Origin of the sequence: Streptomyces chlorus, from assembly GCF_042655885.1 — a bacterium.
Taxonomy (GTDB): Bacteria; Actinomycetota; Actinomycetes; order Streptomycetales; family Streptomycetaceae; genus Streptomyces; species Streptomyces chlorus.
Window position 1 is genome coordinate 1 of the sequence record NZ_JBHSOA010000065.1, and the last position, 1,654, is coordinate 1,654.

The 1,654-nt window shown below is 68.7% G+C and carries 1 protein-coding gene; it reads right to left on the minus strand.

The annotated features are described in order from the left end of the window. Positions 1-1,527 (minus strand): condensation domain-containing protein (locus tag ACFPZI_RS28045; RefSeq protein WP_381368580.1); only part of this gene is annotated, 1,527 nt, incomplete at its 3' end. Positions 1,528-1,654 lie beyond the last annotated feature (127 nt).

The following is a 1,654-nucleotide window of genomic DNA, read 5'->3' on the forward strand; positions in this document are numbered from 1 at the left end:
CACCCCACGCCCGGCCAGCACCCGCGCCAGACGATTGACCCGCGCATTCAACTCCCCATACGAAACCTCCTCGTCCCCGCACACCACCGCGACCGCATCGGGCGTCTGCCCGGCCTGCCGCCCGAACCAGTCCAGCACCGTCCCCGGCCGGATCCCCGCCCTGGTGTCGTTCCACTCCTCGACGACCTGGTGCCGTTCCCCGGCGTCGAGCAGGTCCAGGCGCCCGGCCGGCCTGTCGGGGGTGGTCACGATGCCCGTGAGTGTGGTGACGAGCCGCCTCATCGTCGCGGCCGCTTGTTCGCCATCGAGCACATCCGGCCGGAAACCCAGCCGCAGGCCCAACTCCTGAGCCGGCTCGACGATCAAGGTGAGCGCGTAGTGTGTCGCGTCCCGCACGCCGGCGTTACGCACCCGGACCGGCTCGGCCCCGTGGGACTCGGCGCCCGAGTCCGTGACGTGGTCGGCGCTTACCGGATAGTTCTCGAAGACGGTGGCGGTGTCGAAGAGTTCGCCGTATCCGGCCCAGCGCTGGATGTCGGTCAACCCCACGTGGTGGTGGTCGACCAGCCGGGACTGCTCCCGCTGCACCCGCGCCACCAGGTCCTGCAACGACTCCGCCGGGTCCACGGTCACCCGCACCGGGATGGTGTTGATGAACAGTCCCACCATCGACTCCACACCCGGCAGATTGGCCGGGCGGCCCGAAACCGTCGCGCCGAACACCACGTCGCGCCGGCCGGTCGTCCACGACAGCACCAGTGCCCACGCCGCCTGCACCACCGTGCTCAGTGTGACGCCCCACTCCCGCGCACACCGGCTGAGTGCCTGCGTCGTCTCGCTGTCCACCGACGCGCGCATCTGCTCCGGAACCACTGCTGCCCGGGCATTCGGCCCCACCAGCGTCGGCCCCTCCAGCCCTGCCAGAGCCTGGCGCCAGGCACGCTCGGACTCGTCCCGGTCGCGTTCGGACAGCCACCGCAGGTAGTCGCGGTACGGGCGCACCCGGGGCATCCCCTGGTCGTCGCCGCTCTGCCGGTACAGCACCAGCAGCTCGCGCAGCAGCACGGGGGTCGACCAGCCGTCCCACAGGATGTGGTGATGGGCGAGCACGAACCGGTATCGATCACGACAGAGACGAATCAGCATGAACCGCACCAGGGGCGGACGGCGCAGGTCGAACCGCGCCCACCGGTCCGCCTCCACCAGCTTCGCGGCGGCCGCCTCCGGATCGTCCGCGTCCGAGACGTCCTCGTCGCACCACGGCACCGTCACCGAGCGCGCCACCACCTGAACCGGCTGCGACAGGCCCTCGTAGCGGAACCCGACTCGAAGATTCCCATGTCGCCGAAGCAGCGCCTCCGCCGCCGCCTTCAACCGGTCACGGTCGATCTCGCCCTCGAAGTCGAACGTGATCTGCACCGTGTAGATGTCGACGTCGTTCTCGTCGTAAACGCTGTGGAAGAGAATCCCTTCCTGCAACGGCGACAGAGGAAGAATCTCTTCGATGTTGCGTTTCTGCGTGCTCATTCGAAGGTCTCCCATTCGTCGTCGAGCAGGTCGATTTCTTCTTGACTCAGTGAGGTGAGTGCGGCGTCGGTGGGGGTGAGTCCGCCGGCGTCGGGATCGGTGGTGTGCCGGGCGATACCGGCAAGTG